At 61.0% G+C, this 24,678-nt stretch carries 16 protein-coding genes and 2 pseudogenes; 7 read left to right on the top strand and 11 right to left on the bottom strand.

What is annotated here, in order from left to right:
- Positions 1 to 8 precede the first annotated feature (8 nt).
- The 8 genes and pseudogenes from SKA58_RS16495 to SKA58_RS16460 form a co-directional block, all read right to left on the bottom strand.
- A complete protein-coding gene (locus SKA58_RS16495; RefSeq protein WP_009823614.1) occupies positions 9 to 3,086 on the bottom strand; it encodes a UDP-N-acetylmuramoyl-tripeptide--D-alanyl-D-alanine ligase in 3,078 nt (1,025 codons plus the stop codon).
- On the bottom strand, positions 3,083 to 4,270 hold the full coding sequence (locus SKA58_RS16490; protein WP_009823613.1) for an HlyD family efflux transporter periplasmic adaptor subunit: 1,188 nt from the start codon (positions 4,268 to 4,270) through the stop codon (positions 3,083 to 3,085). Before SKA58_RS16490 ends, SKA58_RS16495 begins: the two co-directional genes overlap by 4 nt.
- A complete protein-coding gene (locus tag SKA58_RS16485; RefSeq protein WP_037543968.1) occupies positions 4,267 to 6,414 on the bottom strand; it encodes a type I secretion system permease/ATPase in 2,148 nt (715 codons plus the stop codon). Before SKA58_RS16485 ends, SKA58_RS16490 begins: the two co-directional genes overlap by 4 nt.
- 2 nt (positions 6,415 to 6,416) lie before the next feature.
- Entirely contained in the window at positions 6,417 to 7,739 is a 1,323-nt protein-coding gene (locus SKA58_RS16480) for a TolC family protein (protein ID WP_232209463.1), read from the bottom strand.
- A 113-nt stretch (positions 7,740 to 7,852) separates the two neighbouring features.
- Positions 7,853 to 8,350, bottom strand: coding sequence for a hypothetical protein (locus tag SKA58_RS16475; protein ID WP_156784253.1), 498 nt, complete (start codon positions 8,348 to 8,350; stop codon positions 7,853 to 7,855).
- A 22-nt stretch (positions 8,351 to 8,372) separates the two neighbouring features.
- Positions 8,373 to 9,125, bottom strand: a complete 753-nt coding sequence (istB, locus tag SKA58_RS16470; protein WP_009823609.1) for an IS21-like element helper ATPase IstB — start codon at positions 9,123 to 9,125, stop codon at positions 8,373 to 8,375.
- Positions 9,126 to 9,167: 42 nt separating this feature from the next.
- Positions 9,168 to 10,690 (bottom strand): annotated as a pseudogene (gene istA, locus SKA58_RS16465) (IS21 family transposase).
- Between the two features lie 89 nt (positions 10,691 to 10,779).
- Positions 10,780 to 11,532: an SMP-30/gluconolactonase/LRE family protein gene (locus SKA58_RS16460; RefSeq protein WP_198005992.1), complete on the bottom strand. Its 753-nt coding sequence runs from the start codon at positions 11,530 to 11,532 to the stop codon at positions 10,780 to 10,782.
- A gap of 438 nt (positions 11,533 to 11,970) precedes the next feature.
- On the opposite strand from SKA58_RS16460, the gene SKA58_RS16455 reads away from it, so the two are divergent.
- The 5 genes from SKA58_RS16455 to SKA58_RS16435 are packed head-to-tail and all read left to right on the top strand — an operon-like array spanning position 11,971 to position 18,155.
- The gene (locus SKA58_RS16455) at positions 11,971 to 14,262 is read left to right on the top strand and encodes an FdhF/YdeP family oxidoreductase (protein WP_009823605.1); all 2,292 of its coding nucleotides are present in this window, start codon (positions 11,971 to 11,973) and stop codon (positions 14,260 to 14,262) included.
- 41 nt (positions 14,263 to 14,303) lie between these two features.
- The gene (locus SKA58_RS16450; protein ID WP_156784252.1) at positions 14,304 to 15,143 is read left to right on the top strand and encodes a cytochrome ubiquinol oxidase subunit II; all 840 of its coding nucleotides are present in this window, start codon (positions 14,304 to 14,306) and stop codon (positions 15,141 to 15,143) included.
- Positions 15,140 to 17,224: a cbb3-type cytochrome c oxidase subunit I gene (locus SKA58_RS16445; protein ID WP_156784251.1), complete on the top strand. Its 2,085-nt coding sequence runs from the start codon at positions 15,140 to 15,142 to the stop codon at positions 17,222 to 17,224. The genes SKA58_RS16450 and SKA58_RS16445 overlap by 4 nt, the downstream gene beginning before the upstream one ends.
- Complete coding sequence (locus SKA58_RS16440; protein WP_009823602.1) at positions 17,221 to 17,847, top strand: cytochrome c oxidase subunit 3; 627 nt, start codon at positions 17,221 to 17,223, stop codon at positions 17,845 to 17,847. Before SKA58_RS16445 ends, SKA58_RS16440 begins: the two co-directional genes overlap by 4 nt.
- Complete coding sequence (locus SKA58_RS16435; RefSeq protein ID WP_009823601.1) at positions 17,844 to 18,155, top strand: cytochrome o ubiquinol oxidase subunit IV; 312 nt, start codon at positions 17,844 to 17,846, stop codon at positions 18,153 to 18,155. The genes SKA58_RS16440 and SKA58_RS16435 overlap by 4 nt, the downstream gene beginning before the upstream one ends.
- A 61-nt stretch (positions 18,156 to 18,216) precedes the next feature.
- Here SKA58_RS16435 and fghA read toward each other — a convergent pair whose 3' ends face one another.
- On the bottom strand, positions 18,217 to 19,050 hold the full coding sequence (gene fghA, locus SKA58_RS16430) for an S-formylglutathione hydrolase (RefSeq protein WP_037543957.1): 834 nt from the start codon (positions 19,048 to 19,050) through the stop codon (positions 18,217 to 18,219).
- A 108-nt stretch (positions 19,051 to 19,158) separates the two neighbouring features.
- Positions 19,159 to 20,272 (bottom strand): annotated as a pseudogene (locus tag SKA58_RS16425) (S-(hydroxymethyl)glutathione dehydrogenase/class III alcohol dehydrogenase).
- A 145-nt stretch (positions 20,273 to 20,417) separates the two neighbouring features.
- Here SKA58_RS16425 and SKA58_RS16420 point away from each other — a divergent pair.
- On the top strand, positions 20,418 to 21,305 hold the full coding sequence (locus SKA58_RS16420) for a LysR family transcriptional regulator (protein WP_037543828.1): 888 nt from the start codon (positions 20,418 to 20,420) through the stop codon (positions 21,303 to 21,305).
- A 123-nt stretch (positions 21,306 to 21,428) separates the two neighbouring features.
- Complete coding sequence (locus SKA58_RS16415; RefSeq protein ID WP_009823596.1) at positions 21,429 to 22,940, top strand: UxaA family hydrolase; 1,512 nt, start codon at positions 21,429 to 21,431, stop codon at positions 22,938 to 22,940.
- 57 nt (positions 22,941 to 22,997) lie between these two features.
- On the opposite strand, the gene SKA58_RS16410 is transcribed toward SKA58_RS16415, so the two are convergent.
- Entirely contained in the window at positions 22,998 to 24,599 is a 1,602-nt protein-coding gene (locus SKA58_RS16410) for a DUF5597 domain-containing protein (protein WP_009823595.1), read from the bottom strand.
- Positions 24,600 to 24,678 lie beyond the last annotated feature (79 nt).

The raw sequence follows: 24,678 nt of genomic DNA, 5'->3' as shown, positions 1-24,678 counted from the left end.
ACTTGGTTTCATGACGCCAGCAATGCCGGCGAACGCGGCATCGCGGTCGTATCAGCCTCCGCCTGGATGGCTCGAACAATCTCATGAACGCCGCTGCCGTGGGATCCCTTGACAAGCACAATGTCTCCATCGCGGATCAGCTCTGGCCAAAGGGCGTGCAGCGTCGCGAGATCCGGCGCATGGATGCCACGGTGGCGGGGCGGCAGGTCGGCGCAGAAGCGTGCGTAAAGCGGCCCCACGGCATGGACGACATCAATGGAAAGGCCCGTGGCGAGCGGAGCCAGATCGGCATGATAGCCCTCCGCCCCCGGGCCCAGTTCCAGCATCTCACCCAATATTGCCACGCGACGGCCGCCGGCCTGCGCGCCCAGCAATTCCAGCGCGGCGGCCATCGATGCCGGGTTGGCATTATACGCCTCGTCAATCAGCAGGATGCGCTTGCCTTGAACGCACAGCGCCGCCACGTCTCCGCGGCCGGCGAGCGGGCGGAAATCTTCCAGCGCGGTCATTCCGCGATGGGGTTGGAGCGACAGCGCATGCAGCGTGGCCAGTACCGCCAGGCTGTTGACCGCCATGTGCCGGCCGGGCGTGGCCAGATGATAGCCCATGCGTCCCGAAGGCGTCTCGGCTTCCAGAAAGTTGCCCTTACGGCTGATCAGGCGGATGTCGGCTTGGGGGGCCTCACCATAGCTCACTATGTTCAATTCGCGCGCCATTGCCAGGGCGCGCACCCGCGCCAGTTCCGCCATGTCGGCATTGAGGATGGCCGTCGCGCCGGCAGCCATCCCTTCAAAAATCGCGCTCTTGCGGCGCGCCACCGTCGCGAGGTCATGATGAAATTCCAGATGCGCGGCTGCGATGTTGGTAAAGACGGCGACGTCCGGCCGCGCCAGCGCCGCATTCTGTTTCATGCGCCCGATCGCCAACTCCATGACGACATGCGGCGTATCCCAGGCGATCGAGGCCAGGTTCCAGCCGATGCCATGTGGCAGGTTGGCGTTCAGCCGGCTTGTGCCGACCTTTCCCCATGGCCGCAGAGCCTGCGCCAGCATCGCGACCATCGTCGTCTTGCCGGCGCTCCCGGTGACGCCGATCAACTTGCCGCGCATCATCGACCGAGCGTAGCGACCTAGAGCCAGCACCGCGTCGCCATTGTTGCGCACCGACAAAACCGGCAATTCTGCATCGGCAAATGCCTGCGGCGCGCTGGTAATGATGCCCCGAGCCTGTGGTTTTACCCGGTTAACCTGGCGCGGCGGGATGCCACGCTCGGCGTCCTCCTCTCCGCGCATCACGACCATATCGCCGTCCTGAAGGCTCGGACGATAGATGCACAAGCCTGTCGCTCGCCAATCTTCGGGCGGAGACCGAACCCATGTCCCGCCCGTTGCGCCCGCTACATTGTGCGCGGTCCAGCCGATCTCCTTGGCATCTGCCGTGCGCTGGCGCAGCAGATGCTGGCGATAGGCGACCAGCCCCGACAGATAATGTTCGACATCGTCGATCCGCACGCGAAAAGCGTGATGGCGAATGAAAAAGCTGCCGACAATACGGCGCGGATTGGCGAAAAACATCGCCAGTTCCGGCCAGAAATGGCCGTTGAGCAGATAATGGGCGCGCGCGTGCAGCGCCCTGTCGAACCGCTCGCGATCGAAATCGTCCAGCAGATGGCGATGTTCAGGATCCTGGGCCAACCGATCGATCATCCCCTGCGCCGCCATCATCAATTCCAGCAGCGTCGGGAAGGTCGTGATCCGATGTTCGACAAAATCCAGATAATCCCGGACATTGTCCAGGCCAAAGCGGAACCATGCTTCTTCGGGGCAATGGCGGGTAAGTTCATTGGCGCAATAGCCGAGCCAATGATCGTGGGCCGCGGCATGACCGGCCGCGATGAAGTGCCTGACTGCACGGGTCGCCACCGCCAGCCAGCGCGGATCCTTGGTCAACCCGTAGAGCCGCATCAGCCCGAATGCCGCTTCGCCGTCATAATAGATGATGCGGAAGGGCTGCTTTACGCGCAAGGTTGGATATTGGAGGACATGGACGAAGCCGCCGCTGGCCGCATCCTGCATATATGCTATTCCTTGCGCCAGCCGATCGAGCAGCGGGCGATATTGGTCGGATGCGAACAACTCGCTATACTTCACGAGCGCCAGCACGCAGACCGCATTGCCGCCCAGCTTTATCTCCTCGCCCGCGTCGATCAGAAACGCGGCCGGTGAGCCGTCGGGCAGGGCGACCTCCCGGATCAGTGCGCGCTCAAGATAGCCCAGTCCGCGCTCGATCGCTGCAAGCACGTCCGGCGCACGCGTCACCTCCCAGCTTTCCAGCATGGCGTAGAGCGTGCTGGCATGGCGCAGGCTGTTATAGGCGGCGATCGGCCTGTCAAAACAGGGATGCCAGCCATAATGGAAGCGCCCATCCTCTCTCGCCTGCGACGCCAGATAGGCGCTGCCGTCGGCGATCATCTGCTGGAGCAGTTCGGGATCCAATTGCTCGACAGTCCGGCGCCCGGCATTGCGTCCCTGCTGCCGGATGGGATGAATGACGCCATTTTCTCCTTGGAACAGGCCGGCCGTCGAAAACAGCCATACCGGCGCGTCATCGCTGAAATCGAGTGCGTCGACGCCATGGCGGATCCGCGCATAGCGCCGAAAATTCGCCTCGTTCAGGGTCGCGGTGGGATGCCCCTTGCCACCATAGAGCATGGCATTGGCGTTGATCTCCGTCTCCAGGAAGGCGCGCTCCAGACGTCCGTCCAGTGCGATGCCCAGGCGGAAATAATTGCGCTTCGTCCGCCCAATGCGCGCGCGCAGGTCGCGCCAGTCGATCTGCTCTACCGCCCGCACCCAGTCGACGCGCAGCCAGCAGCCTTCAGGCGCCGCCCGCTTCAGCGCAGTCTCGGCGGCGGCCCAGCAGCTTTGCGCGTTCGGGCCGGCGAAGCGGAGCGTGCGTGCACGCGTTTCGCCGTCGGTGTAGGACAGGAACAGCACGACGCCCGGCGTCCCGTCGATCATGATCGGGTCGATATGCGCCAGCCGATCGCCGATCACCGCCAGCCTGTCCGTCAGGGGCGGCCTCATCGCTCGCGCAGCCCTTCGCGCGCCCGGTTTAGCGGCTTCATCAGATATTGCATCACGGTCTTGCTGCCGGTGTGGATATCGACAGTCGCGATCATGCCCGGCACGATCGGGAAGCGCTTGCCCGCCTTGTTGACAAGCGCAACGGAATTGGTCCGCACGAAGACGCGATAATAATATATGTCTGGATTGACCTCGTCCCGTATCGTGTCGGGCGAAATGCTCGACACGACGCCATTCAGCCCGCCATAGATGGAATAGTCATAGGCGGTGATCTTGACCGTCGCGCGCTGGTTCGGGTGGATGAACGCGATATCGCGCGGCGAAATGCGCGCTTCGATCAACAATTGGTCGTCCAGCGGCACGATCTGCATGATTTCGCCGTTGGGCGCGATCACGCCGCCGATGGTCGATACCTCGATGCTCTTCACGACTCCGCGCACGGGCGATCGGATGGTCAATCGTTCCAGCGTGTCGGACCGACCACGCACCACCGGCCCGAGCGCTTCCACTTCTTCGCTGACCTTGGCAAGTTCCTGCTGCGCCTCGACCAGATATTGCGATCGAAGGTCCGCCTTCTTGAGCGCCAGCTCGGCGCGCTGACGCTTCAACCGCAGCACCTCGACATTGCTGGCCGCCCCCACCTCGATCAGGGATTCACCGATCTTGACCTCTTTGCTGATAAGGGCGAGCGATTCGTCGATTAGTCGTTCGGAACTGGCAAGGCTGCTGCGCCGGTCATGATACAACCGGCTTTCCGCCGATTTGAGGTCCGGATAGTCATCGAGTTCGGCTGGAAAGTCGATCGCCGAACCTGTCACCTCCGCCCGCAGCCGCGCCGCGCTGGCAAGCGCTGCGCGATATTTCGCGGCGCTTTCCTCCACTGTCGATCCCGCCTGGGTCGGATCGAGCTGCGCCACGATCTGGCCAGGATGCACGATATCGTCCTGCCGGACCATCAGTTTGGCCAATATCCCGCCTTCCAGCGACTGGATCACCTGTTCGCGGCTGGTGGGCACAACCCGGCCGCTGCCACTGGCCACCTCGTCCAGCCGGGCGAACCAGGCCCAGCAAAAGGCGACGAGGAACAGCGCCGCGAGCAGCCAGACCAGCCGCCGCGCACTCCTGATGCGGCCACGCCCTTCATCGTCGAACTGCCAGTCATCGTCCATCACCGTGCTGGTCATGCCACCCTCGCCCGGTTGGCCTGCATGGTGCGCAGCGCTGCATCGCGCGGCTGGTCCAGCAGGATGGCGCCATTGTCGATCACGATCACCCGGTCCACCAGTTCCAGCACGCGCATCCTGTGCGTCGCCACCACCAGTGTCCGCCCCTCGGCCCACCCCTTCAGGCCGTCGATGAAATTGCGCTCCGACACCTCGTCCATGGCGGCAGTCGGCTCATCCAGCAGGGCCACGCGCGGATGGCGCAGCAACATACGGGCCAAGAGCAGCGACTGCACCTGCCCGCCCGAAAGCCCCTGCCCGCCTTCCAGAACGACATGCTCCAGACCGCTGCGCAGGCGGCGCACGAACTGGAGGGCACCGGACATCGCCAGCATCGACACGATTTCCTCATTGGACGCATCGGGCGCCCCCAGCGTCAGATTTTCGCGGATGCTGCCGTGGAACAGGCGGCTGCTTTGCGACAGGAAGGCGACGTCCCGGCGCAGGTCCGCAGGGTCCACATGGTGCATCGCCAAATTGTCTATCAGCATTTCTCCCGACACTGGCGGCAACATGCCGGACAGGGCTTGCAGCAGCGTCGACTTGCCCGCGCCGTTGCGGCCCAGCAGCGCGATCTTATCCCCTGCACCGATTTCCAGCGCATCGATGGTCAACGCCGGCGGGCTGTTGGGATCCGCGTAGGTAAAAACGCCGCTGCGGACACTGAAGCTGCCCTTTATCGCGTCGACGGAGATGCGATGTTCGGCTTCGGGCCGATCCACCGGCAGGCGCATGATCTGGTTGAGGCTGCCCATTGCGACACGCGACTGCTGAAACCGGCTGAGCAGCGCCGTCACTTGCGACATGGGCGCCATCATCCGCGATCCCAGGATAGAGGAAGCCACCAGGGCGCCCGTCGTGATGTCCCCGGCGATCACCATCGGTGCGCCCACGCACACGATGCCGGCGTAAACGCCATTTTGCACATTCTGCGTCCATACGGTCAGACTGTTGGTAAGGCCGCGCAGTTTCAGCTGCGCCTCTCCTGCTTCGGCATTGTACCGGTTCCAGTGCTGACGAAACCGCTCCTCCGCCTGTAGCGACTTGATGTCTTCGATGCCCTGCACGGCTTCTACCAGCATGGCGTTGCGCAGCGACGATTCTCGCATCGATGCGGTGGCGTAGACCCGCAATTTCCGCTGGGCCAGCAAGCCGGGCAGGATCAGCAGGATCAGCGCGCCGATCGGCACCAGCACCAATGGCCCGCCGATCGACCAGAGGATCACCAGAAAAATCAGGAAGAAGGGCAGGTCAGCCATCGCCGCCACGGTGGTGGAGGTCAGCAGGTCGCGCACTTGGTCCAGGTCGCGCAATTGCGCTATGAATGTGCCCGTCGATGTCGGCCGCGCGCGGTTGCGGACGTGAAGCGCATGGCCGAACACCCTGTCCGACATGCGCAGGTCTGCCCGCTTGCCGAGCACATCGACGATGTTCATGCGCAACCGCCGAAGCAGGAAATCGAACCCGATCGCCAGCGCGACGCCGAACGCCAGGATGTAGAGCGTGGGATAGGATTCGGCCGGGACCACGCGATCATAGACCTGCATGGAAAAAATGACGCCCGCCAACCCCAGCAGATTGGCGATGCACGATGCCACCATCACATGCACATAGGATCGGCTGTCCTGCCACAATATGCGGCGCAGCCAATTCTCCTCCTGCTTATGGATATAGGGGTCCACCCGCATGTCCGGAGCCGCGCGCGCCGGCCGGGCGATCACGACCATGGACGCTTCGCGCGCAATGTCGGCTATCGGGCGGTGCGCCATCAGTCCCGCTTCCCCCGACAGCGTCAGTGTCGCCTCGCCATCCTCTCCGATCGCCGTGACCAGGGCCAACGCGCCATCCGCCATCCGCACGATCATCGGCAAGCGCCACCCTGTCAGCGGCTCGCGTCCGCCCACCGAACGAAAACGCACCGACAGGCCCAGCGCCCGGGCCATGCCGCGTACCCGGGCCTGTTCTCCGTCCAGTCCCGCCCACAGGCCTGTGAGCTTGGCGACCTGTCCGCTGTTGGGCAGCCCATAATGGCGCGCGACCTGCTGCAGCATGTCCAGCCAGCTATCGACTGGCGTGGCGTCGGCCGGACTGATCGGCGGCGTCATCTTCACAACGTCACCCCGCGCACGACGGTGCCGCTCAGGTGAAAGGCTGCGCGGGTGCGTCCGGAATTATAAAGGCAGTCCAGTTGCAGCCGACGCAGATCATGGGCGCTGTTGACCGCCTCGAACCGGACTTGCTGGAATTCCTGCTCGGCGTTCAGCAGGTCGACCAGCGTCCGAGTTCCCATCTGCAGATACTGCATGCGATAGAGCTTGCCCGTTTCGTCCATATTGTCCTGGCGCGACGCCAGCGTCTGCAGGAGGGCGTTGAGGCTGTCGATCTGCTGCTGGGCCTCAGCCAGCCGCTGCTCGGCTTCGTTGCGCGCGCGCTCGGCGGCGGCGTCGGCAGCCTCCAAGGCAAAGGTCGCGCCGCGCACCCGCGCCTTGCTGATACCGCCGCCAAAGACATTGCCGGTCACGTTAAGGCCCAGCGAATAGGCACTGCGGCGATCGGAAAAGGGATCAGACACATCGATCGTGCCAGTTCCGCCGATCGATACGGTTGGCATCTGGTCCGCGCGGCGGCGCTTGAGGTCGGCCGACGCCTCTTCCCGTTGCGCCTCTGCCACCATCACGGCGGGCACCTGTCCCCAATCGGGGGGCGGCTGCCGACACGCCGACATCAACCAGCCAGGCGCATTTTCCGCTACCTCGTCGGGCGGTTTGGTACGTCCCAACAGATAGGCCAGATTGCTCGACCACCGGCGGCGCGCTGCCTCCACCTGCGATAATGTCGCGACCGCCGCTTCGACGCGCGCAAGCGCTTGCAACCGGTCCGACTTGGTGGCGGCGCCCATGGTGACGCGATTTCCGACCAGCTCGCTGATCGCCCGCACCCGTTCCAGCTGCTCGAGCGCGACGGCGTGCAGCGCCTCGCCGCGCTGCACCTCGATCAGCGCATAGCCGGTGTCGCGGACCAGCTGGTCGATCGCCAGCAGCATTTGCGCCTCGCCCACGCGCGTTCCCGCCCGCGCCAGATCCACCGCGCTTGACACCTTCCCGAAATCGAAAAGCATCTGCGATGCGTTGATCTGCGGACGGGGCCGCCAGTCTGCCGTCAACCGGCTGTCCAGCCCGGTCGCCAGCCCTGCGCTGATTTGCGGCGAATAGCCTGCGCGCGCGACATCCACTTCTGTTTCACGCGCGTTGAGTTCACCAGCGGCCTGGGTCAACGCGGGATGCCAGGCGATGGCCTCGCGCGCCGCCGCTTCCAGCGTCAGGGGGGCGGCCTGGGGCGCTGCCGGGCCGACGGGCGCAGCAGCGGTGAAGAACATCCAGCTGCCCGTCGCTACGAGACAGGCTTTGCCGCTATGGAACCAAGTTCCCATGTCGGTCACATCCTCATCCAGTGATGAACAGCATGCCCGACACAGATTACCGATAAGCTAATGATTTGCCACCATTGTCATCCAAACTCTATGATTTATGTTATCAAACACTGTCATATTTGGGAGGTGCTATTGGCTGTATGCTTCTCCAAATCTTCCGGTTGCGCCAGATAGGCGAGCGGATCCTGCGGCACATCTATCGACGTTAGATCGTCTGGATGAGGCGACCCTTCACCGACTGGCGCGGCCAGTGCGACCTGTTCCGGCATTGGCTGACGGTCGAGATAGGCAGTCAGCACATCTTCAAGCTGGCCTTGTCCCTCAAACATTTCATAGGCGAGTTCGCCCAGTATGTCATCGGATGGCAAGGATGCGGCCGCGTCGGCATCGGACAGGAGGGGCCGATCGCCCGGATCGATCTCGCCAGTTTCCGTCTGGGTCGCCGCCATGATGAGGTCCGCGCTGGACAGGCGCGCCATCGCGTCGTCCTCCATCGACGCCTCGGCTTCGGGCGAAGCGCTCCGCACGACCATGCTCTCGTCACTGGCCAGGACCGCCTCTTCCATCATCAGGCTGTTGATTTCCACTGAGAAGTGACCCGGGTTTTCCATCGAGAAGTGACCCGTCTGCGGATTATGTTTCGGGTGTCACGGGTGGGTCAACCCGTGGTTTTCTCTTTTGGGTTCTGGCCTGCTTGGCAGAGCTGTTTTTGAAGCGGAAGCTATCGTTGCCGGTCTCCAGGATGTGGCAGTGATGGGTAAGCCGATCGAGGAGCGCCGTGGTCATTTTGGCGTCGCCGAACACGGTGGCCCATTCGCTGAAGCTCAGGTTTGTGGTGATGATGACGCTGGTGCGCTCGTAGAGTTTGCTCAGCAGGTGGAAGAGCAGCGCGCCACCTGAAGCACTGAACGGCAGATATCCAAGCTCATCCAGGATAACGAGATCGGAGTGCAGGAGGCGATTGGCGATCTGACCGGCCTTGCCCTGTGCTTTTTCCTGCTCGAGCGCATTGACCAGTTCGACCGTCGAGAAGAAGCGGACGCGCTTTCGATGATGTTCGATGGCCTGGATGCCCAGCGCCGTTGCCACATGGCTCTTGCCGGTGCCAGGACCGCCGACCAGCACGATATTGTCGGCGATGTCGATGAAGTCGCAGCGATGCAACTGACGCACCAGAGCTTCATTGACCTCGCTACTGGTAAAGTCGAAGCCGGCCAGATCGCGATAGACAGGGAAGCGCGCGATCTTGAGCTGATAGGCCACAGACCGAACCTCCCGTTCTGCTGTCTCGGCTTTGAGTAACTGGGAGAGGATCGGGATGGCGGCTTCGAACGCTGGAGATCCCTGTTCCATGAGATCGGTGACGGCCTGCGCCATGCCATGCATCTGAGGCTGCGGAGCATGACGACGATGGCGCCGCTGGCAGGGTCATGACGCATGACGCTTCTCCTTGCGCAGATCATCATAGCGTTCGACATTGGCCATCGGTTCGCTGACCAGCTTGAGCGCCTGGGGCGCCGTCACCGGCGGCGTGGAGATCGGTTTTCCGTCGACCAGCCTATAGAGCAGATTGAGGATATGGGTCTTGGTCGGAACGCCAGCCTCCAGCGCCATGGTGACCGCCGTCAGCACCAGTTGCTCATCATGATGAAGAACCAGCGCCAGTATTTCGACCATTTCCCTGTCGCCGCCGGGATTGCGCAACAGATGTCGCTGCAGACGCTGGAACGCATCGGGTAGCTCAAGGAAGGGCGCACCGTTGCGCAGGGCGCCGGGCTTGCGCTGCACGACCGCCAGATAATGGCGCCAGTCATAAACCGTATGACCTGGACCGTCGTGAGAGCGGTTGATGATGCGCTGATGTGCGCAGATTGGCTGCCCCTCGGCGACGACCTGGAAGCGATCAGGATAGACGCGCAGGCTGACAGTGCGATTGGCGAAAGAGGCCGGTACGCTGTAGCGATTGCGCTCAAAGTGGATGAGGCACGTCGGCGATACCCGTTTGCGATATTCCACAAAACCATCGAAGGGCCTGCCCGCAACCATCAGACACTCAGATTCATCGGCCCAGGCATTGGCAACCGATCCGGGTTCGATCCCGTGAGGGATGTCCTCCCATAACGCCTTGCAGCGCTCCTCCAGCCACAGGTTCAGCGCATCAAGGCTTTCGACCTGCGGCGTGGGTTGCCACAGACGGTGCCGCGCATCCTGGACATTCTTCTCGACCTGCCCCTTTTCCCATCCCGCAGCCGGGTTACAGAACTCAGCTTCGAACAGATAGTGGCTGACCATCGTCAGGAAGCGTGCGTTGACGGTGCGTTCTTGCCACGCCCGACCTTGTCGACGGCCGTGCGCATATTGTCATAGATACCCCGGCGCGGCACGCCGCCCAGCACGCGGAAGGCGTGATTATGGGCGTCGAACAGCATCTCATGGGTTTGCAGCAGGTAGGCGCGCACGATGAATGCCCGGCTGTAACTGAGCTTGAAATGCGCGACCTGCAGCTTGGTCCGAACCCCGGCGATGATTGCCCAGTCCTCACTCCAATCAAACTGGAAAGCTTCCCCCGGCGCGAACGACAGGGGCACGAATGTCCCACGCCCGCCAATCTGTTGCTGGCGCCGATAATCTTCGCGCCAGTCCCGAGCAAAAGCGGCAACCCGGTTGTAGGATCCTTCATAACCCAGGCTCACCAAATCGGCGTGAAACTGCTTGATCGTGCGCTTCTGCTTGCGCGATCGGCCCATATCGCGCCGCAGCCAGGCCGCCAGATGCTCAGCAAATGGGTCCAGTTTGCTTGGTCGATCAGGCACCTTGAACCGCGGATCGATCGTCTCGGACCGCAAATATTTGCGGATCGTGTTGCGTGATAGTCCGGTGCGCCGCGTTATCTCCCGGATCGGTAGATGATCGCGAAAATGCCAGCGCCGGATAACGCTCAATAACGCCATGTCCAACACTCCATATACCCTCGCTTGTCAAAGCCAGGGACGAGTTCAACATGGGTCAATTCTCAGTGGAAATTTACGCCCTACCCGGGTCACTTCTCAGTGGAAATCAACACTCCTGCTTCTGAATAGATATGGACGCCGTCGCCGGCACTCGCCCATAGCCAGCCGCGCTGGTCGACTTTGAAGCCATCCGGATAGCCTTTATCGGTGTGACAGAAGCGTGTGGGCGCCCCCCATTTTCCCTCATGATCGGCGCAAAGGCGAAATACCTCGCGCCTTGACCCCGCCTTGAAGCCGGGTACTTCGCCCAAGGACACAGACGTGTCGGACACGTAGAGGACCCCACCTTCCGGCGAAAGCGCAACGCCGTTCGGCTGCTCGAAATCGGCTACGCGCGCGAGCGCAGACGTCTTAGGGTCGAAGCGATAGACGCTGCGATGATCGAGGGCCGGTCGGGCGAGCGCCCCCTGGCTGGGCATCGCAATGCCGAAGATGGGATCGGTAAACCAGATCGCCCCATCGGGCGCCACAGCCACATCATTGGGCGAGTTGAGGCGCTTGCCCTCGAAATGGGTGACGATGGGTACGGGTACGCCGGATATGTCGGCATCTGATCGGCTGATGCAACGGCGACCATGTTCGCAATGCCATACCGAACCGTCTGCGGCGATGGCGTTGCCATTCATGAACCAGGTTGGTTCAAGGACAGTCTCAACACGGCCATCATCCTCATACCAGGCGTTCAGGCGTCTGTTGGGCACATCGGAGAACAGAAGGCGCCGGTGCGAGGCCTGCCATACCGGCCCCTCGGCATGAATTGCGCCCTCATGCAGGACCAGCATGGGAGCCTCTGACGATATCTGATACGCAAGCCTTGAATCAAGAATCCGGACGCCTTCGAAACTTTCATCCTGCGCGATGCCGCCGGGGCGCCGTAGCAAGCGTCCAGGCAGCAGATCGGGAGCGTGTCCGTCACTATATGGTTGATCCACGCAATCCTCCTTCCGCATCAGAACCATCCGCAGGCCTCTTCGTGCCATGGCTGGGCGATCACATGGGCTCGGTCCGTTTCAGGGTTCAATAGGGAGATTCAGGGAATCCCTTCCGCCCGGAATGACGGACGAGCCGATCGCGCGTTGCCGCATGCGTCCCGGGTGCCCGACGAGCCCAGCATGGGTAATTGGCATGTGTGGATAGGACATTGCTCCTCAACGGGTTGCGCCCCGCGCCGCGAAATGTAACAAAACATTACAGGGGGCGCCGTAAAACGAGACTGTTCCATGGCGCAAGATGACGACACAGTTCACTATGATGGGCCTTCCGGCGGATTTGGTTCGCTAAAGGGGGTCGCGCGCATCTTCGGCAAGGAGTGGGCGACGCCGATGGCCCTCGAAACATTGGCGCGGCAGAACAAGCCGGGCGGGTTCATGTGCGTTTCGTGCGCCTGGACCAAGCCAGAGCATCCCCATCCCGCCGAATTCTGCGAGAATGGCGCCAAGGCCACGCTGTGGGAGCTGACCACGCGAACATGCACGCCTGCTTTCTTTGAACAGCACAGCGTCACGGAACTTCGCCGATGGAGTGATTATGATCTCGAGCAGGCCGGCCGCCTCACGCACCCGATGCGCTACGACCGCGCCACCGATCATTATGTCTCCGTCCGTTGGGACGAGGCTTTTTCCGCGATAGGCGCTGAACTTCGTTCGCTGGACCCGAAATCGACCGTCTTCTACGCTTCCGGTCGCGCCAGTCTCGAAACATCCTATCTATATGCGCTCTTTGCCCGCCTGTACGGGCACAACAACCTGCCAGACAGTTCGAATATGTGTCACGAGACGACGTCTGTCGGGCTGAAGAAGGTGACGGGTTCGCCAGTCGGGACGTGCCAGCTCAAGGATTTCGACCTGTGCGATGCCATCTTCTTCTTCGGGCAGAATACGGGCACGAACAGTCCGCGCTTTCTCCACACGCTCAAGTCCGCTGTAGAGCGCGGCTGCAAGATCGTGACCTTCAACCCCGTGCGGGAAAAAGGGCTGCTGGAATTTGTCGACCCGCAAAACCCCGTGCAGATGGTTACCCAAAAGCCGACGCAGATATCGTCTCTTTACTATCAGGTGAAGCCAGGGGGCGACATCGCCGCCATCATGGGAATGATCAAGCATGTCCTGGCCGTCGAGGATCGTCTCATGGCCGAGCAGCAACGGCATGTGATCGACCACGACTTCATTGAACAGCATACCCAGGGTTTTGAAGCGCTCGTGGAAAAGGTGCGGGCCACCGGCTGGGATGAAATTGAGCAGGAATCCGGCCTTAGTCGGGCCGACTTGGAGATAGCCGGACAGATATATTGCGACGCCGAAAAGGTCATTGGCATCTACGGCATGGGCGTCACCCAGCATGTCCACGGATCGCAGACGATCGGCATGCTCGTTAACCTGCTGTTGCTGCGCGGCAATATTGGGGTCGATGGCGCGGGAATATCGCCGGTTCGCGGGCATTCGAACGTCCAGGGGCAGCGCACGGTCGGCATCTCCGAAAAACCGGAGCTTGTGCCATATGACCGCCTCAGAGCCATTTTCGACTTCGAGCCGCCACCCGAAACAGGCGTTAACACGGTTGAAGCTTGCGAGGGCATGATCGACGGCAGCATAAAGGCATTTGTCGGGCTTGGCGGGAATTTCGTGCGCGCCATCCCGGAACGGGATAAGATGGAGGCGGCATGGACCAAAATGCGGCTTACCGTCCAGATCGCGACGAAGCTCAACCGCAGCCACCTCGTCAATGGAGAAATTGCCTATCTGCTTCCTTGCCTGGGCCGAACCGAGGAGGATATGCAGGCAAGCGGCCCCCAGGTCGTGACGATGGAGGATTCCTTGTCGATGATCCATGGATCTGTAGGGAAGCGCAAGCCCGCCAGTGAGCATCTGCTGTCGGAACTCGCGATCGTCGCAGGCATGGCCAAGGCCACGCTCCCGCCCAGACCGTCTGTTAAATGGGACGAGTGGGTCGCCGACTATTCCAAAGTCCGGGCCTTGATCGAGGCAACCTATCCGGAGAAGTTCAAAGATTTCGAAGCCCGTAAATTTACGCCGGGCGGCTTTTTCAAGGGCAATGCAGCCCGCGAACGGATATGGAAGACGCAGAGCGGCAAGGCGGAATTCACGACGCCCACCACGCTGACGAGCATGGGCGTGCCCGACAAGCCGGGGCGCTATCGCCTGATCACCATGCGATCCAATGATCAGTTCAATACGACCATTTATGGCTATTCGGACCGCCTTCGCGGCATTGAGGGCACGCGGGACGTCTTGTTGATGAGCCCTCGCGAAATCCTTGCTGCGGGACTGAGCGAGGGGCAGATAGTCGGACTGGCAAGCGATGCGGATGACGGAGTTGAACGGCGGGTGGATGGCTTGACCGTGACGTCGTTCGACCTGCCCGACGGCTGCGTGGGCGCCTATTATCCGGAGATGAACCCGCTCATCCCGCTTTGGTATCACGACAAGCTGTCCAAGACGCCCGCTGCCAAGGGCGTCCCGGTGCGGATCGTCGTCGCTGACGACGCACCCTGACCAGCATGTCGGCAAGTGGGGGATTGCTCCGGTGGGGGCGGATGGCGTGCTTGGCGGCCCTTCTGCTTTTGCTTGGCGGTTGCGGGGCGCTGGACCTCGGGGTCATGAACCACGCAGGTCCGGTGGCGGCCGAACAGTGGCGTCTTTACAAGATCGTTGCGGTGGTTTTGATCTTCGTGGCTGGCCCGGTGCTGCTGCTCGTGCCGCTGATTGCCTATCACTATAGACTGGACAATAAGGATGACGCCTATCGGCCCAACTGGGGCTTCTCCTGGTCGTTAGAGGCGCTGATCTGGCTACCGCCCATTGCGATCGTTGCAGGTCTTGGCGTGCTGCTCTGGGACGCCACGCACCAGCTTGACCCCTACCGGGCGCTGCCCTCCAAACAGCCGCCGCTAGAGGTTCAGGTGGTGGCGCTCGACTGGAAGTGGCTTTTCATCTACCCGGACGATGGCATCGCGACCGTCAATCAGCTTGCCGTGCCAGTCGGACGCCCTGTGCATCTCAGCCTGACGAGCGGAACAGTCATGCAGTCCCTGCTCATTCCCCAGCTTGCCGGGCAGATCTATGCGATGGCGGGGATGCGCACGCAACTCAACTTTGCCGCGGACAGACCGGGCGTCTATCGCGGCCTTAATACCCAGTTCAATGGTGCCGGCTTTCAGCATCAGAAGTTTTCTGTCGTCGCCATGCCGGACCGTGAGTATCGACACTGGCTGACGCGTCGGGCCGCCGATGGGCAGCCGTTTGACGACAATGTTTTGAAAAGCCTCATGCGAAAATCGGTGGCGCAACGCCCCCTTTTCTTCTCCAAAGTGCCGCCTGGCCTGTTCGAACATCTGATGATGGCAAATATGCAGAAGGAAGAGGCTATCCGATGACGGACCCGGTGTGGCCTATGCTGTTGGGGCGGTTCACCTGGGATTCGCTGCCTTTCGTGCGGGCTTGGCACAATCCGACGACTAACGAACTGATCGCGGCTGCGGCGGGCGGAATCGTTGTGGTCGGCGGCATCGCGGTTCTTGTCCTCATCACTGTGTTGCGGCGATGGCGCTGGTTGTGGACGGAGTGGCTCACCAGCCTGGATCATAAGAAGATCGGCATTCTCTACATAGTGATCGCGTTGGTCATGTTGGCGCGCGCGCTGGTGGAAGCGAATCTCATGCGCTTGCAGCAAGCGGTTGCCATCGGGAATCCCGGCTTCGTCGCGCCTGAACATTTTGCCGAGCTGTTCAGTACCCATGGGTCGATCATGATCTTCTTCATGGCGATGCCGTTTCTGACCGGTCTCATCAACTATCTGGTTCCGCTTCAGATAGGGGCCCGTGACGTCGCCTTTCCTGTATTGAACGCGATCAGTCTTTGGCTGACAGCCGCGGGGGCGGCCCTCATGATGGCCTCGCTGGTCATCGGTCGGTTTTCGACGGGGGGCTGGAGCGGGTATCCGCCCTTCACCGAAATCGGCTTCAATCCGGGCGTTGGCCCGGACTACTGGATCTGGGCCGTCACTCTGGGTTCGCTGGCATCTACGATGACGGGGATCAACATTGCCGTCACGATCTACAAGATGCGCTGCCCGGGAATGAAGCTGATGCGCATGCCGCTCTTCACCTGGACCAGCCTTTGCACCGCCATCCTCATGATCTTTGCGATGCCTCCCCTCACGGTCGCCACCGCGCTGCTGGCGTTGGACCGCTATTTGGACTTTCATTTCTTCACGAATGCACTTGGCGGCAACATGATGCACTACGCCAATCTCTTTTGGATGTTTGGGCATCCTGAAGTCTATATCGTCATTCTGCCAGCCTTTGGCATCTACTCAGAAGTCGTTTCCACTTTTTCCAGCAAAGAGCTGTACGGCTATAAATCACTGGTAATCGCAACCATGGCTATCGCCGTGCTGTCCTTCACCGTCTGGCTCCACCATTTTTTCACCATGGGCCAAAGTGCCAGTATCAATGCGGCTTTCGGCATTGCCACCATGGCTATCGGAGTGCCGACCGGCGTGAAGATTTACAACTGGATCTGGACGATGTTCCGGGGCGAGGTGCGTTTCACGACCCCCATGATCTATGCGCTAGCCTTCATGATGACATTTGTTCTGGGCGGACTGACCGGGATCATTCTCGCTTTTCCTCCCCTCGATTACATCGTCCACAACACGCTGTTCCTGGTGGCGCACTTTCACAATATGCTGATACCCGGCACGCTTTACGGCCTGCTGGCAGCTTACACATTCTGGTTTCCCAAGGTGTTTGGATATCGGCTGGACGAACGCTGGGGCCGTATCTCATGCCTGTGCTGGATAGTTGGTTTCTACCTGGCGTTCATGCCGCTCTATGTGCTCGGCGCAAGCGGAATGGCGCGCCGTACCCAGGCCGTCATGGAGACGGCCTATCGGCCTTGGCTCTTTATGGCCGAAGCTGGCGCACTGATCCTCTTGTGCGCCTTTGCCGCATTGATAGTCCAGCTTTGGGTCAGCATCCGTAGCCGCGGCGCCAATGATGTTTTCGTGGGCGATCCATGGGATGGCCGCGCGCTGGAATGGTCCGTTTCCGCCCCACCGCCGGAATTCAACTTTGCCCGCCTTCCTCATGTGGATCAGGCGCACTGGTTTTACGACGCGAAGCGCAAATACGCGCCCTACGCCCCGCCGATTGCCTATCATGACATATGGATGCCCAGGAACAGCGCCGTGGCGCCCGTCATTGGTATCGCGAGCGGCGCTGCGACCTTCGGGCTCGTCTGGCACATGTGGTGGCTGGCGATTTTCGGCCTGATTGTCATTTTCGCTGCGGTCGTCGCACGCAGCTTTGTGCGAGACACCCATCGCGTCATCCCTGCATCCGAAGTGGCGAGGATCGATGAAAGCTGGCGCGAGGCGACGGCCAGGGCGCAGCCGGTCCCGCGGGAAATCGAAACCAGCCCCGCCAATCAAGGCCTGGCCCTGGTGCGATCATGAGCGCCAGCGAAACCAAACATGCCGGCCTGAACCTTGGCGGAACGGACGCCAAGACCCATGCGGAAGCCGAACATGCCATATTCGGTTTCTGGATCTTCCTGATGAGCGACGCTGTGATCTTCGCTCTGCTGTTCGCTACCTATGGCGTCATGCTGCCTGCCACGGCGGGAGGACCAACGCCAACGAGTGTGTTCAAAATTGGGCCGACATTCGCGGAAACGCTGCTGCTCCTGACCAGCAGCCTGACATATGGCATGGCCTCGGTAGCGATGAAGCATGGTTCGCCTTTAGGCGGAATTCATCGCTGGCTGGCGGTCACTCTTCTGCTGGGCCTGATCTTCCTCGCCTTTGAATGGCACGATTTTTCTGACATGTTCGCGCAAGGAGCCTACCCGACACGAAGCGGCTTTCTATCGGCTTTTTTCGGACTGGTTCCGCTTCACGGCCTGCACGTCATCGCCGGCATTGTTTGGATTTTGGTGATGATGGTGCAGTTACGCGTCTTCGGACTCGACGCGCGGGTCAAGATCAACCTTCTTCGGCTGGGACTTTTCTGGCATTTCCTCGACATCGTGTGGATCGCGATATTTTCCACAGTCTACTTGCCGGGTCTCCTGCCATGAACGGGAACGACGAAAGGCGGGCGGAAGTCCGTTCCTACCTTGTGGGATATGCAGGGGCCATCGTGATGACGGGCGTCGCCTTCGCCATCGTGCAATGGCCGATTGCTTCGCCAAAACTTACCTTCGCGGCGGTGCTGACGCTGGCCTTTACGCAGATCGTGCTCCAATTTCGCTGTTTTCTGCACATCAGCCTCAGACGATCTGCGCGGGACGATCTTCAACTCATCCTGTTTTCGACTCTTGTTGTTGCGCTGATGGTGGGTGGCACCCTGGTGATCCTCCTGAATCTTCGCGAGCGGATGATGTGATGCGAAGGGGGATCAGCCCGCGCCGTCTTGCTTTTTGACCAATGCGCCAAACTAGAGGCAGCTAAAGGCGTTCTGCATGCCAGCGCAGATGGTCGGCCATAAAGGTCGAGATGAAATAATAGCTATGGTCATAACCCGGCTGCAAATGCAGTGTCAGGTCGATTCCCGCTGCTTCGCAAGCTGCCGCCAACAGGTGTGCCTTGAGTTGATCGTCCAGGAAATTGTCCGCACTCCCTTGATCCACCAGCAGCGCGCCGCATCGCGCGCCATCCTCGATCATCGCCACCGCATCATGCTTGCGCCACGCTGCCCTGTCGTCTCCCAGATACCCGTCAAGCGCCTTCTGTCCCCAGGGCACCTGTGATGGCGCGACAATCGGCGCGAAAGCGGAAATGGCCTTGAATCGATCGGGATAGGCAAGGCCGATCGTCAGCGCGCCATGGCCGCCCATGCTGTGGCCCATGATGGATTGCCGGTCCCGATCGACGGGAAAATGGTCCGCGACGATATCGGGTAGTTCCTGCGTCACATAGGACCACATCCTGTAATGCTGGCTGTAAGGCTCCTGCGTCGCATCGACATAAAAGCCCGCGCCAAGGCCGAAATCATAAGCCCCATCAGGATCGTCCGCCACGCCTTCGCCCCGGGGGCTGGTATCGGGTGCGACGAAGATCAGGCCAAGTTCCGAACATAGCCGACGATATTCGCCTTTTTCCGTGACATTGGCATGCGTGCAGGTGAGGCCCGACAGATACCAGACGACGGGCAGCGTCGCGCCTTCCTCATGCGGGGGCACGAAGACCGAAAACATCATGTCCGTACCAGTGGCTGACGACGCGTGCCTGTACACGCCCTGCACCCCGCCAAAGCTTTGGTTGGTGGAGACGGTTTCGATGGTCATGATTTGTCGCTCCGGAAAGATAAGCCTTGGAAAAGAGGTCAGATCCAGGCCAGGGCGCCGCACCGATGGTCAGGCGCTCCTGCCCTTCCCGACCCTGTCGGATCAGAAGACCACGACCGATCGGATGCTTTCGCCCGCGTGCATCAGATCGAACCCCTTGTTGATGTCTTCCAGCGTCAGGACATGGGTGATCATCGGATCAATTTCGATTTTGCCGTTCATGTACCAGTCCACGATCTTGGGCACGTCCGTGCGCCCCTTGGCACCACCAAAGGCGCTACCCTGCCAAACCCGGCCAGTCACGAGCTGGAATGGACGGGTGGAAATCTCCTTGCCTGCTTCCGCCACGCCAATCACCGTGGAAACGCCCCAACCGCGATGACATGCCTCCAGCGCCTGGCGCATGACTTCGGTATTGCCGGTGCAATCGAACGTGTAATCCGCCCCACCATCTGTCAGCGCAACCAGGTCGGCGACCACATCCGCGGTGCTTTTGCCTGCCGGATTGTAGAAATGGGTCATGCCAAAGCGTTTGCCCCATTCGGCCTTGTCCGCGTTGATATCGACCCCGATGATCCGGTCCGCCCCGACCAAGCGGGCGGCTTGCAGGACATTGAGGCCGATCCCGCCCAAACCGAAAACGATCACGTTCGAACCGGGCGTGACCTTGGCGCTGTTGATGACAGCGCCCACTCCGGGTCGTAACGCCGCAACCGATATAGCAACTCTTGTCGAAGGGCGCGTCCTCGCGAATTTTCGCGACCGCGATTTCGGGGAGCACGGTAAAGTTGGAGAAGGTGGAACAACCCATATAATGAAAGATCGGCTGGCCCTTGTAGGAAAAGCGGGTCGTGCCATCAGGCATCAACCCCTTCCCCTGGGTCGCCCGGATCGCGGTGCACAGGTTGGTCTTGCCCGACAGGCAGCTTTTGCACTGGCGACATTCGGGCGTGTAAAGCGGGATGACATGGTCGCCAGGCTTGACGCTGGTGACGCCCGGGCCGATGTCCCGGACGACGCCCGCGCCTTCATGACCCAGGATCGACGGGAAAATGCCCTCACTGTCAAAGCCGTCCAGCGTGTAGGCGTCTGTATGGCAAATGCCCGTCGCCATAATCTCGACCAGAACCTCACCGGCTTTCGGTCCTTCCAGATCGACCTCGACGATTTCCAGCGGGGTCTTGGCGGCAAAGGCTACGGCTGCTCTCGTCTTCATGCTCAACTCCTGGATTTCGGTTTGGGCGAGGGCCGGCATGGCGACCCTCGGCCTCATTCACATGTTGAAGTCCTGTTATCAATATCCCGCCGATGCGATAAGGCCTTGGGCAGGAAATTCATCATGCCGCATATGGGATAATAGCATGTCATGCTGGGACGGAATCGACGAATTTGTCGCAGTCGCGACCGCCGGCTCTTTCATTGGTGGAGCGAGGGCATTGGGCGTGTCTACATCGCATATCAGCCGGGCCATACAGGATATGGAGCAACGGCTGGAGACTCAGCTTTTCCACCGCACCACCCGCGTCGTCCGACTGAGCGACACCGGCCGGTCGCTGCTCGACCATTGCCGGCAGCTGATCGCAGACCGGGAGGACATGCTGGCGCTTATCCACGAGGAAAGCGAACCCCAAGGGGAGCTGAAGCTCACCTGCTCCACGGCCATGGGCGAACGGTTTCTCGCCCCCATCATGCGCCGCTTCGCCATGCGGCATCCCCGGTTGAGCGTCACCCTGGATTTGACCAACCGGGTCGTCGATCTGATCGTGGAGGGATATGATCTTGCGATCCGCACGGGCGCGCTGACGGACACGCGCCTGATCGGCACGAAGATCGGCGATCGGTCTTTTCTGACATGCGCGGCCCCGGCCTATCTCGACGACCGCGCGCTTGCGCCCACTTGCGTCGAGGACCTGGACCGTCATGACTGTGTCGCCGGGACAAGCCCGACATGGCATTTCAAGGTCGATGGCAAGGCGCTGCTATACAGGCCCCAGGCTCGTTTTCGCTGCAATAGCGGCCTGGCGGTGGTGGATGCGTGCCTGGCGGGCATGGGTATCTGCCAGCTTCCGGAATTTTATGTCTTACCGCATATTCGGAGCGGTCAGTTGAGGCTCGTCCTGCCCGACCTTCGGCCGGACGAAGAACCGATTTGGGCCGTCTATCCCCGGCGCCGGCATTTGATGCCAAAAATTCGCGCTGCTATCGACCATATCCGAGATCAGATGTCGGCGGAGATGCGCTGCATCTAGGCGTGATTGCGGGCGTTCAATGCAATTACCCATGGGCAAGACATTATCTGGAAAAACGGGATTTAGCGTAGCGCACTCGCTTACCCTGCCTATATGTGGACTGGTGATCCCATATGGAGGACGATGAACGTGGTTCCTGCGTTGCTCATAGCGCCTGATGACGATGTCGCCGTGCTGACCAGTGCCATGACTCCGGGAGAGGCGGTGTTGGGCGTGACCGTGCTTCATCCGGTTCCGGCCGGTCACAAGCTGGCGCTGCGCGACCTTGCAGATGGTGAACCGGTTCGCAAATATGGGCAGGTGATCGGCCAGGCATCGCAATTTATCCCGGCGGGCGCGCATGTCCATTCCCACAATTTGACGGTAGGGGACCGTTCACACACGCCATCATCTTCGCTCGCAGCCACCATCGCCGCTCCTGTTGCGCGCCCTAGCCCCGACAAAACGGCGTTCGAAGGGTATCGGCGCGCCGATGGCCAGGTTGGGACGCGCAACGTCATCGGCATCATCGCAAGCGTCAATTGCGCCGCAACGGCGGTGCGTCGGATCGCGCGCAGGTTCGAGCAGGACCTTCCCGGCTCCATCGACGGCGTTGCCCCCTTTACGCACAGCAGCGGCTGCGGCATGGCCAATTCCGGGGATGGCTTCGCAGTCCTGGAACGGACCTTGGCCGGCTATGCACGACACCCGAATTTCGGCGGTGTGCTGATGTTGGGACTGGGATGCGAAGTTGCGCAAATCGACGCGTTGCTGGACCGTCACGGCTTGAATATCGGCCCGCGCCTGCGCACGCTGACGATCCAGGACGCCGGCGGCACGGCGGCGGCGATCAATCAAGGCACCACCATCGTCCAGGAATTGATTGAGGAGGCTGCTGCCGATCACCGACAGACCTGCCCGGTGTCCGACCTTGTCCTTGGCCTCCAATGCGGGGGATCGGACGGCTGGTCGGGCGTGACCGCGAACCCGGCGCTTGGCGTCGCGACCGACCTGCTGATCGCAGCCGGCGGTTCGGCCTATCTGTCGGAAACCCCGGAAATTTACGGGGCAGAGCATCTCTTGATGGCTCGGGCCGCTGATCCGACCGTCGCCCGCGCACTTCAAGACAGGATTGCCTGGTGGGAAAGCTATGCCGCTCGCAACGGCGCCAGCCTCGACAATAATCCATCACCCGGCAACAAGGCGGGCGGGCTAACGACCATTTTCGAAAAGTCGTTGGGCGCGATCGCAAAGGCGGGCAGTTCGCCGCTGGTCGACATACTGCTCTATGGGGAGCCGCGGCGGACGCATGGCCTGAGTTTCATGGACTCGCCAGGCTATGACCCCTGTTCGGCGACCGGCCAGATCGCGTCAGGCGCTAATGTCCTTGCATTCACGACCGGGCGCGGGTCGGTGTTCGGGTCACAGCCTGCGCCTTGTCTGAAACTGGCCTCCAATGCCGCGCTCGCCAAAAAGATGGCGGACGACATCGACATGGATTGTTCGCCTGTTCTCGACGGCATGTCGCTCGAGGACGCAGGTGCGTTGATCTACGACCGCATCCTCTCCACCGCGTCCGGCGCACCGACCCGTTCGGAAATAATCGGCGTCGGCGACTTCGAATTCGTGCCCTGGCAACTGGGGGCGTGGATGTAATTGCATATCGCGACGCGATGATAGGGACTGGCTTTGGCGCCGCTCGCTGCCGTCCCGCTATCGATAATGGCCCATCGTGACCTTGAGGACCTGGGGCCGATCCGTAAGGTTCAGGCCATAGTCGGTCTGGTCGCCATTCCATATCCGCGTCATTTTCCATGTCCCTTGTTCGAACCGGCCTTCCTCGACACGCAGCATGATGCCGTTAGGCGGAGAGTCGGGCGCGGGTTCGAACGTGACACGCGCATGATCGCCGACCAGCAGAAATTCGTCGGCGGCTAATTGGATCAGGGCAAAACCGCCAACCGGCTCAGCGGCGGCAGCCGGCGGTTCGGCCGCGAACATTTCCCATTCCTTCATACCGAACTGCCACTGGCCCCATTCTCCAGTGATTTTCCAGTTGCCCATGATGGTAGACACGGGCGATCCGTCATCGGGCTTGGCGCTACCCCAGGTGGGATGGGCATAGGAAAGACGTGCCCAGTCCCGCATGATTGACCCTATCATTGCATAGGGCAGCGCGAATGCGCCGATCACCTTTTCGTCCAGCGCCTTGGCGCCCAGCGGGTAATTAAAATAGCCGCTGCGATCCATGCCGAAAGGCGCAAAGCCGATCGCCCCTCGCCCGATCGCCTCGTAAAAATACCGCGCGAACAGAAGGGAATTGCCGATTTCCGGCACCATCAGCGCATTGTCAGGCCGCGCATATTTATCGAGATATTGGACGACGTTGGCGCTTTTGCCGTCATAGATGTCCGGTGCCTGAAAATCGATGGATGGGGCAGCGGCTTTCCAAATGTCGAGCACGTCCTGCTGCGGCCCGCCGCTGGCAACGCCGGCAGGGTCGGGAACGTTTGACGGCCCTGCCAATGATGCATTGACATACATGGGAAGTGGCTTCACCGCTTTTCCTGCTCGCGCGATGGCCTCTACATAGGCTGCAACATACCATGTGTTGAATGCCCGGTCTGCCTGGTCTCCAAAAGCCTGCGCCCACGTGCCCTGCTTACCCGTTGCACGCGACAAGGGTCCCGGAATTGAATGGGCGAACAGACGATCGCCTTCCGGGCCATAGTCCCGCGGGACACGATAGCTGCCGGTTTCATTTTCAACCTGCACCATGATGACGCTGTTCTGCGCATCGTGATCGCGCAGATATTCCATGAGCTTGACGAAAGCCTTTCGGTCGGCCGCCAGCGTTTGCCCGCCATGGGGGCTCAGCACATCATGGTCTTTGCCCTCTTTCGTCTTCATGCGCGGAAAACGCTTGCTGTCTAACTTCACCCAGTCTGGGGTATAGCTGTAGCCAGTGTTTTTCCAGGTTCCGAACCAGAGTAATATCAACCGCTTATCATGCTCCCTTGCCTGCTTCAGCAGCGTCTCGAGATAGGAAAAGTCGAACCGCCCTTCGACAGGCTCGACCTGTTGCCATGCAACCGGAATCTCCAGCGTATTGGCGTGGATTTCTTCCAGCACCGGCCAGACGGTATCCAGCATGGCAGGATAGTTGACGGCGTTATTGGCCTGAGCACCCAGTATCAGAAATGGCGCATTATCGACCATCAGGGCATGCCTGCCGTCCCGGTGTTCCAGCCGCGGTACTGAGGTCACTCCATCCGCCGGCTGTGCAGCCGCAGCGCAGAAAATGAGGAGCACCATGACAGCACGGCCAAATGCACGATGCATCACTCTGTCCCTCTGCGGCTTATCCGGTGCAGTAATCAGCATGGTTTCAAAT

Origin of the sequence: Sphingomonas sp. SKA58 (assembly GCF_000153545.1) — a bacterium.
In the GTDB taxonomy this organism is placed as follows: domain Bacteria; phylum Pseudomonadota; class Alphaproteobacteria; order Sphingomonadales; family Sphingomonadaceae; genus Sphingobium; species Sphingobium soli.
This window is presented reverse-complemented; position numbering and strand designations above follow the sequence as displayed.

What these genes read in the sequence shown, in the direction of transcription:
- SKA58_RS16445 (WP_156784251.1), top strand. Translation starts at nt 15,140, where the DNA reads ATGACGGACCCGGTGTGGCCTATGCTGTTGGGGCGGTTCACCTGGGAT.
- SKA58_RS16475 (WP_156784253.1), bottom strand. Translation starts at nt 8,350, where the DNA reads ATGGAAAACCCGGGTCACTTCTCAGTGGAAATCAACAGCCTGATGATG.
- SKA58_RS16420 (WP_037543828.1), top strand. Translation starts at nt 20,418, where the DNA reads ATGTCATGCTGGGACGGAATCGACGAATTTGTCGCAGTCGCGACCGCC.
- SKA58_RS16450 (WP_156784252.1), top strand. Translation starts at nt 14,304, where the DNA reads ATGGCGTGCTTGGCGGCCCTTCTGCTTTTGCTTGGCGGTTGCGGGGCG.
- SKA58_RS16410 (WP_009823595.1), bottom strand. Translation starts at nt 24,599, where the DNA reads ATGGTGCTCCTCATTTTCTGCGCTGCGGCTGCACAGCCGGCGGATGGA.
- SKA58_RS16490 (WP_009823613.1), bottom strand. Translation starts at nt 4,270, where the DNA reads ATGACCAGCACGGTGATGGACGATGACTGGCAGTTCGACGATGAAGGG.
- SKA58_RS16415 (WP_009823596.1), top strand. Translation starts at nt 21,429, where the DNA reads ATGAACGTGGTTCCTGCGTTGCTCATAGCGCCTGATGACGATGTCGCC.
- SKA58_RS16455 (WP_009823605.1), top strand. Translation starts at nt 11,971, where the DNA reads ATGGCGCAAGATGACGACACAGTTCACTATGATGGGCCTTCCGGCGGA.
- SKA58_RS16485 (WP_037543968.1), bottom strand. Translation starts at nt 6,414, where the DNA reads ATGACGCCGCCGATCAGTCCGGCCGACGCCACGCCAGTCGATAGCTGG.
- SKA58_RS16495 (WP_009823614.1), bottom strand. Translation starts at nt 3,086, where the DNA reads ATGAGGCCGCCCCTGACGGACAGGCTGGCGGTGATCGGCGATCGGCTG.
- SKA58_RS16460 (WP_198005992.1), bottom strand. Translation starts at nt 11,532, where the DNA reads ATGCTGGTCCTGCATGAGGGCGCAATTCATGCCGAGGGGCCGGTATGG.
- SKA58_RS16480 (WP_232209463.1), bottom strand. Translation starts at nt 7,739, where the DNA reads ATGGGAACTTGGTTCCATAGCGGCAAAGCCTGTCTCGTAGCGACGGGC.
- SKA58_RS16435 (WP_009823601.1), top strand. Translation starts at nt 17,844, where the DNA reads ATGAACGGGAACGACGAAAGGCGGGCGGAAGTCCGTTCCTACCTTGTG.
- istB (WP_009823609.1), bottom strand. Translation starts at nt 9,125, where the DNA reads ATGCATGGCATGGCGCAGGCCGTCACCGATCTCATGGAACAGGGATCT.
- SKA58_RS16440 (WP_009823602.1), top strand. Translation starts at nt 17,221, where the DNA reads ATGAGCGCCAGCGAAACCAAACATGCCGGCCTGAACCTTGGCGGAACG.